Below are 7794 nucleotides of genomic sequence, written 5' to 3' on the forward strand. Positions count from 1 at the left end.
GCGGTGCAGCTCACGCGCGAGGGTCGCGAGCATGCGCCCACCGGTCGCGCCGACCGGGTGGCCCAGCGAGATGCCGGAACCGTGGATGTTGGTGCGCTCGAAGTCCGACTCGGTGAACTTCCACTCGCGGGTGCAGGCGAGCGCCTGGGCCGCGAAGGCCTCGTTCAGCTCGATCACGTCGACGTCGGCGAGGGTGATGCCCGCCTTCGCGAGCGCCTTCTCGGTCGCCGGGACCGGGCCGATGCCCATGATCTTCGGTGCGACGCCGGCCAGACCCCACGAGACGATCCGCACCAGCGGGGTCAGCCCCAGCTCGGCGGCCTTCTCCGGGGTGGTGACGATCGCCATCGACGCGGCGTCGTTCTGGCCGCTGGCGTTGCCGGCGGTGACGGTCGCCTCGGGGTCCTGCTTGCCCATGATCGGCTTGAGCGCGGCGAGCGACTCGAGGCTGATGTCGGCGCGCGGGTGCTCGTCGGTGCCGATGACCTGGTCGCCCTTGCGGCTGGTCACGGTCACCGGGACGATCTCCTCGGCGAGGATCCCGTTCTTCTGGGCGGCGACGGCCCGCAGGTGCGAGTTCAGGGCGAGCTCGTCCTGCTCGGCGCGGGAGATCGAGTACTCGCGGCGCAGGTTCTCCGCGGTCTCGATCATGCCGCCGGGCACCGGGTAGAACTTGCCGCCGGCCGTCTCGCGAGCACGGACCAGACCGTCGTGCATCCGCACACCGGTGCGGGCGCCGCCCCAGCGCATGTCGACGGAGTAGAACGCGGCGTTGGACATCGACTCGGCGCCACCGGCGACCACGACGTCGTTGTCGCCGTTGCCCACCTGGAGCGCGGCCTGGATCACGGCCTGCAGACCCGACCCGCAGCGGCGGTCGATGTGCATGCCCGGCACGGTGATCGGCAGTCCGGCGTCGAGCGCGACGACGCGACCGATCGCGGGGGCCTCGCTGTTGCCGTTGCAGTGGCCGAGGATGACGTCCTCGATCGCGTCCGGTGCGATCCCGGTCCGGTCGAGCAGACCCTTCAGCGCCGCAACGCCGAGGTCGACTGCGGTGAGGGACTTGAACATTCCGCCGTAGCGGCCGATCGGGGTACGAACCGGTTCGCAGATGACTACGTCGCGCATGATGACCTTTCGAGAGGGAGATGGATGGCGTCGCGGGACGCGATCACATGAAGCGGCCGCCGGTGACCTCGAGGACCGTGCCGGTCATGTAGGAGGACATGTCGGACGCGAGGAACAGTGCGACGGAAGCGATTTCGTCGACCTCACCCGGGCGGCCCATCGGGATCTCGCTCATCTTCTGGTCCCATGCCTTCTGCGGCATGGCCTCGGTCATCGCGGACCGGATCAGGCCGGGCTGGATCGCGTTGACACGCACGCCGTGGTGCGCCATCTCCTTGGCGGCGGCCTTGGTCAGGCCGACGATGCCGGCCTTCGCGGCCGAGTAGTTGGTCTGGCCGACCATGCCGACCTTGCCGGACAGCGACGAGATGTTCACGATCGCACCGCGCTTGGCTTCACGCATGATCGCCGACGCCTTGCGGGTGCCGTGCCAGGTGCCCTTCAGGTGCACCGCGATCACCAGGTCGAAGTCCTCTTCGGTCATCGTCCGCATCGTCGCGTCGCGGGTGATGCCGGCGTTGTTGACGACGACGTCGAGCGAACCGAATCCGTCGACGGCCTCGGCGAGGAGCGTGTCCCAGTCGGAGGACTCGACGACGTTCGCCTTCACGGCACGCGCGACGTCACGGCCACCGAGCTTCTCGGCCGCGGCGGTCGCGGCATCGAGGTCGAGGTCGCCGATGACGACCTTGGCTCCCTGCTCGACGAAGGACTGGGCGATCGCGAAACCGATGCCCTGGGCCCCACCGGTGATGACGGCAGTACGGTTCTCCAGCAAAGACATGCGAATCCTTTCGGCATGCGACCTTCCGAGAGGATCGGTGGAAGGCACACGAGCGGCAGGTGCGGACAGTCCGCACGAGTTGATGATCCGAATATAACGGCGGAACCGTGCCGTCGACCCCGTCGGAACCATCGACAGTGCCTATGTGGAGATACCCCATTCGTATTGGACAGGCCGCCCGGAACGATCGATGGTTGTTGCCATGACCACTTCGTCGACAGCCACCAAGTCCGTTCCGGCCCCCGAGGTCGACGACGACGACTTCCAGGAGATCCTCGCGCAGACGCGTGCCTTCGTGCGCAATGTGGTGGTGCCCCGTGAACAGGAGATCGCCGACACCAACGCGATCCCGGACGACATCCGCCAGGCGGCCAAGGACATGGGCCTGTTCGGATACGCGATCCCCCAGGCGTGGGGCGGCCTCGGCCTGAACCTGCAGCAGGACGCGGAACTGGCCATGGAACTCGGCTACACCACTCTGTCGCTGCGCTCGATGTTCGGCACCAACAACGGCATCGCCGGGCAGGTCCTCGTCAACTTCGGTACCGACGAGCAGAAGGCACAGTGGCTCGAGGGCATCGCCTCCGGCGAGGTCGTCGCGTCGTTCGCGCTCACCGAGCCCGGCGCCGGGTCCAACCCGTCGGGCCTGCGCACCAAGGCCGTGCGCGACGGCGACGACTGGGTGATCAACGGCGAGAAGCGTTTCATCACCAACGCGCCGCTGGCGAACCTGTTCGTCGTGTTCGCCCGCACCCGTCCGGCCGACGAGAACGGCACCGGCATCGCCGTGTTTCTCGTGCCCGCGGACACTCCGGGTGTGCAGGTCGGCAACAAGGACGCCAAGATGGGCCAGGAAGGCGCCTGGACCGCGGACGTCGCGTTCACCGATGTGCGCGTGCCGAACTCCGCGCTCGTCGGTGGCAGCGAGGACGTCGGCTACAAGGCCGCGATGGTCTCGCTCGCCCGCGGTCGCGTGCACATCGCCGCGCTGTCCGTCGGTCAGGCGCAGCGCGCGCTCGACGAGTCGGTTGCCTACGCGGCCACCGCAACCCAGGGCGGCACCCCGATCGGCAACTTCCAGCTGGTGCAGGCGATGATCGCCGATCAGCAGACCGGAGTGATGGCCGGTCGCGCGCTCGTCCGCGACGCCGCGAAGGCGTGGGTCGAGGAGACCGACCGCCGCATCGCACCGTCGGTCGCGAAGCTGTTCTGCACCGAAATGGTCGGCAAGGTAGCCGATCTCGCGGTGCAGATCCACGGCGGCACCGGCTACATGCGCGAGGTTCCCGTCGAGCGCATCTACCGCGACGTGCGCCTGCTGCGCCTGTACGAGGGCACCAGCGAGATCCAGCGCCTGATCATCGGCGGCGGGCTCGTCAAGCAGGCCCAGCGCGGCTGAATCCCGCTGTAACAGAACAACACACAGCCCTGGAGCTGTCCGCTCACGCGGATGGCGCCGGGGCTGTGTCGTGTAGGGAAGGTTCGTCTCCGGTGACATCATGACCGCGATCGCGATGACCGAACCCGGCACCGGTTCCGATCTCGCGTCTGTACGCGGACGCTGAGAGTCCACCGAGAGGGAGGTTGTGTGCGATATTCTCGAAGTTTTTGCGCACAACCTCCCGCTCGGTTCACCGGCCGGTCACCGGGCAGGTGCGCTGGAGTTAACGATCTGCTGGAGAGAGCGTCAGGCGGCCTTCTTGCGGGCGACGACCTCGATCGCGACGAGATGGTTGCGGTATTTGGTGAACGTGGACCGCATCTGCAGCACCCGGGCGCGAGCGTCCGAGTCGCGCAGCACATTCGAAACGAACTTCAGGGTGCCGAGCAGACCCTCGTCGGCGACGATCCGCGACGGGTCCAGCAACTTCATGGGGGCGAACCCGACGACGTCGACCTCGAAGCCGGCATCGACGAGCAGGTCCTTCCACTCCTGCGCCGTCAGCGGGCGGGCGTTGACCTTGATGGAACGGGCCAGCGTCTTGCGGATCTCGGTCTTGACCTCGTCGTCGACGTTGTCCGGTTCGATCGCGAGTTCGTGGATGACGTAGCGGCCTCCGTCGCGCAGCACGCGATGCGCCTCGGCGGCGATCTCCGCCTTGTGCTTGTCGGTCTGCATCGTCAGCATGGCCTCGCCGACGACGACGTCGGCCGACGCGTCGTCGAGACCGGTTTCTGCGGCGTCACCGGACACGACCGTCCCGTTGCCGGCGATCGCGCGGCGCGTGAGATCGGCTGCCTTCGGGTCGGATTCGATGCCGACGTAGCTTTTCGGTCCGGCAGCGACGATGTCCTGTGCGGTGCGGCCGAGGCCGGGAGCGAGTTCGACGACGTCGGCGCCGACGAGCTTCGCGTCGGCGAGCATCCGCTCGGTCAGTTCCTTGCCGCCCGGGCGCAGGACGCGCTTGCCCAGACGTGCAAGCAGCCAGTGCCCCGGCACATGTGCGGCGTCGCGTTCGGCGAGGGGGAGTTCTCCCGAGGATCCTGCGGTGCTCTTGTCGTCGCTCATCTCGTCCTCAAATCAGCTAAGGCTTACTTTAGAGGAATAATGTACGGTAATTTCCCATGAGGGGGAACACGGCGGTCTCCTCGTCGGCCGTGATCAGCACCGCAGCACCCGAATCCCGCGAGGCGGCGCCGCAGACGCCGAGTGGCGGCGTCCCATCGAGGGACGCCGCCACCGGTCTGCATCGTCGGGTAACCCTCCCCCGTGACCGAGCGAATGTACCGCTCGTCTCCTTCAACCGACCGAGCGTGCCGTTCGCTCGGATACACGGGATCGGATACGAGGGAGGGGGTTCGTCGTCAGCTCGGCAGCGCGACCTCCGCCAGTCGCGACCGCAGATCCGTCTTGAGGATCTTGCCGGCCGCCGACGTCGGTAGCGCATCCACCACCACGACATCGCGAATCTTCTTGTACGGCAACACCTGTTCGGCGACGAACGCCATCAGCTGAGCCTCGTCGACGTCGGCGCCGTCACGCGGGACCACGAACGCGACGGGCTCCTGCCCGACCGCGCCGGCGTCGCGGCCGATCACCGCGGCCGTCGACACCGACGGGTGCGACACCAGGATCTCCTCGAGCTCACGCGGGTACACGTTGTAGCCCTTGTAGATCAGCATGTCCTTCGCGCGGTCCGCGATGAACACGTAGCCGTCCTCGTCCTTGTAGGCGATGTCACCGGTGTCGAGCCATCCGTCGACGTACTGCTGCGCCGTGATGTCGGGATGATTCAGGTAGCCGTCGGTGACCTGCGGTCCTCGGACCCACAGCACACCGTGCTCCCCGGGACCGACCTCGGTCGTGGTGCCCTGCGCGCGGATCTGCACCTCGGTGTCGAAGATCGGGATCCCGACACTGCCGAGGCGGTAGTCCGTGCCGACGCCCAGCGGGTTGGCCGTGACCACACACGTCGCCTCGGTCAGGCCGTAGCCCTCGGTGACCCGCGCATTGGGGAACGCCGTGACCAGCGCTTCGAGCGTGCCGCGGTCGATCGGCGCGGCACCGGACGAGACGACCCGCACCGTCGAGGTGTCGCGGGTGGCGACATCCGGATGGGTGGCCAGTGAATGCCACATCGCGGGGCTGCCCGTGATGTAGCTCGCCTCGTGCTTCTCGATGAGCTCGAGCATGCGCGCGGGATCGAAACGGCCGGCCATCACCTGCGTCAATCCGCACATCAGCAGGAACGACGTGTTGATCAGCGCGTGCGCGTGGAACAGCGGCGACACCACGACCGTCGAGCCCGTGCCGGGCTGGACGCCGTAGATGTCGAGTTCCTCGATCGGCTCGAGCGTGACCAGGCCGTCGGGGGTCTCCCGGACGGCGTGCCCCGCGCGCCACGCGCACATCTGGGTGACGTTGCCGACGACGTTGCGGTGCAGTACCCGCACGCCCTTCGAGATGCCGGTCGTACCGCCGGTGAAGGCGAGGTGCGCGACGTCGTCGCCGGTGACCTCGGCCGCCGCGAACTCGGTGGGTTTCCCGGCGAGGAACGCGTCGAACCCGACGACCGGGCCGTCCGCGACGACCCCGTCACCGGCGACCACCACCGTCGTGAGCGACGTACCGGCCGCGGCGTCCCGCAGGGTCTGTGCCTGCGCGGGCTGGCTGACACCGACGACCGCGCCGGTCTCCTCGATCTGGCGACGCAGACCCGGCAGCGGCTGCAGCGGGTTGACCGGGGTGACGGTCGCACCGGCCCGCAGCGTGCCGTAGTAGGCGACGACGAACTCGATGCAGTTGCCGATGTGCAGCAGCACCACATCTCGCGGCCGCACACCGGACGCGGCGAGCGCGCTCGCGAACTGCGCGGACCGCTCGTCGAGTTCGCGGTACGTGCAGGTGCGGTCACCGTCGACGATGGCGAGCCGGTCCCCGTAGCGAGCACCCATGCTCTGCGCCCACACGGCGACGGAGACCTGCGGGTAGGTCAGGTGCATCTGGGTAAGAGTGCTGAGATCCATTGCTAAACAGCCGTTTACCGAGGAGCCATGCGGATGGCACCGTCGAGACGGATCGTCTCACCGTTGATGTAGCCGTTCTCGAGGATCGACGCCGCGAGGCGGCCGAACTCGTCCGGGCGGCCCAGGCGGGACGGGTTCGGGACGGTCGCCTCGAGCGACGCGCGCACGTCCTCGCGCAGGCGGGCGAGCAGCGGGGTGTCCATGATGCCGGGGGCGATCGTGTTGACGCGGATACCCTTGCTGGCCAGGTCGCGGGCGGCGACGATCGTCATGCCGACGATGCCGGCCTTCGACGCCGAGTAGTTGATCTGCCCGATCTGGCCCTCGAACGCCGCGACCGAAGCGGTCATGACGACCGCGCCGCGCTCACCGTCGATCGGCTCGAGCTGCGCCATGCGCTCGGCGCCGAGACGCAGCGCGTTGAACGAGCCGATGAGGTTGAGACGGATCACGAACTCGAAGTCCTCGAGCGACCCGGCCTTGCCTTCCTTGTCGAGCACGCGCATCTTGCGGCCGGCACCGGCGCAGTGGACGACGCCGCGCAGCCCGCCGCGCTCGTGCGCGACGTCGAGGGCGGCGGCGAACTGGTCGGCGTCGGTGACGTCGGCGGGGGCGAAGACCGCAGCGTCACCGAGTTCGGCCGCGACGTCCGCGCCGTTGGAGGTGGGCAGGTCGATGAGGGTGACGGTGCCGCCCGCGTCGAGGACGCGGCGCGCGGTGGCGAGGCCGAGGCCCGAGGCGCCTCCGGTGATCGCGATCGAAAGTCCCTTGAGTTCCATGGTGTTCGATTTCCTTCGGTCGATGCGGGTCAGGTCAGAGGAGTTCGAGGATGGTGGCGTTGGCCATGCCGCCGGCCTCGCACATGGACTGCAGGCCGTAGCGGATTCCGTTGTCGCGCATGTGGTGCACGAGACGCGTCATGAGGATCGCGCCGGAGCCGCCGAGCGGGTGGCCGACGCCGATGGCACCGCCGAGCGGGTTGAGACGGTCGAGCTTGGCGCCGGTCTCGGCCTGCCACGCGAGCGGCACCGGGGCGAACGCCTCGTTGATCTCGAAGGCGCCGATGTCGTCGATGGACAGACCGGAACGCTTCAGCGCCTTCTCGGTCGCGGGGATCGGGCCGGTGAGCATGACGACCGGGTCGTCGGCGGCGACGACGGCGGTGTGGATGCGCGCGAGCGGGGTCCAGCCCTGCGCCGCAGCGTATTCGCTGCTGGTGATGAGCAGGGCGCCTGCGCCGTCGGAGATCTGCGAGGAGTTGCCGGCGTGGATGACACCGTCCTCCTTGAAGACGGTCTTGAGCTTGCCGAGCGACTCGAGGGTGCCGCCGCGGCGGATGCCCTCGTCCGTGGCGAAGTCGCCGACGGGGGCGATCTGGCCGGTGAAGGCGCCCGCATCGGTGGCCGCGGCGG

At 68.4% G+C, this 7794-nt stretch carries 6 protein-coding genes and 1 pseudogene; 1 reads left to right on the forward strand and 6 read right to left on the reverse strand.

Annotated elements, in window-relative coordinates:
• Both I0Q12_RS09440 and fabG read right to left on the reverse strand, forming a co-directional pair.
• A partial coding sequence (locus tag I0Q12_RS09440) for an acetyl-CoA C-acetyltransferase (protein WP_197251681.1) occupies positions 1 to 1131 on the reverse strand: 1131 nt, incomplete at its 3' end.
• Between the two features lie 43 nt (positions 1132 to 1174).
• Positions 1175 to 1915, reverse strand: coding sequence for a 3-oxoacyl-ACP reductase FabG (gene fabG / locus I0Q12_RS09445; RefSeq protein ID WP_197251682.1), 741 nt, complete (start codon positions 1913 to 1915; stop codon positions 1175 to 1177).
• Positions 1916 to 2117: 202 nt separating this feature from the next.
• Here fabG and I0Q12_RS09450 point away from each other — a divergent pair, with 202 nt between their 5' ends.
• Positions 2118 to 3314 carry an acyl-CoA dehydrogenase family protein gene (locus I0Q12_RS09450; RefSeq protein ID WP_197251683.1) on the forward strand — a complete coding sequence of 399 codons (1197 nt, stop codon included), beginning with the start codon at positions 2118 to 2120 and terminating at the stop codon, positions 3312 to 3314.
• Between the two features lie 288 nt (positions 3315 to 3602).
• Here the strand turns inward: I0Q12_RS09450 and I0Q12_RS09455 are convergent, their stop codons facing one another.
• The 4 genes and pseudogenes from I0Q12_RS09455 to I0Q12_RS09470 all read right to left on the reverse strand — a co-directional run.
• Positions 3603 to 4424, reverse strand: coding sequence for a class I SAM-dependent methyltransferase (locus tag I0Q12_RS09455; RefSeq protein WP_197251684.1), 822 nt, complete (start codon positions 4422 to 4424; stop codon positions 3603 to 3605).
• A 296-nt stretch (positions 4425 to 4720) separates the two neighbouring features.
• Positions 4721 to 6358 carry a class I adenylate-forming enzyme family protein gene (locus I0Q12_RS09460; RefSeq protein WP_231610360.1) on the reverse strand — a complete coding sequence of 546 codons (1638 nt, stop codon included), beginning with the start codon at positions 6356 to 6358 and terminating at the stop codon, positions 4721 to 4723.
• A 38-nt stretch (positions 6359 to 6396) separates the two neighbouring features.
• Entirely contained in the window at positions 6397 to 7161 is a 765-nt protein-coding gene (locus tag I0Q12_RS09465; RefSeq protein ID WP_197251686.1) for an SDR family NAD(P)-dependent oxidoreductase, read from the reverse strand.
• A 34-nt stretch (positions 7162 to 7195) separates the two neighbouring features.
• Positions 7196 to 7794: pseudogene (locus I0Q12_RS09470) on the reverse strand (acetyl-CoA C-acetyltransferase); the annotation flags it as partial.

The organism is Rhodococcus sp. CX (assembly GCF_015865005.1).
GTDB lineage: Bacteria > Actinomycetota > Actinomycetes > Mycobacteriales > Mycobacteriaceae > Rhodococcus.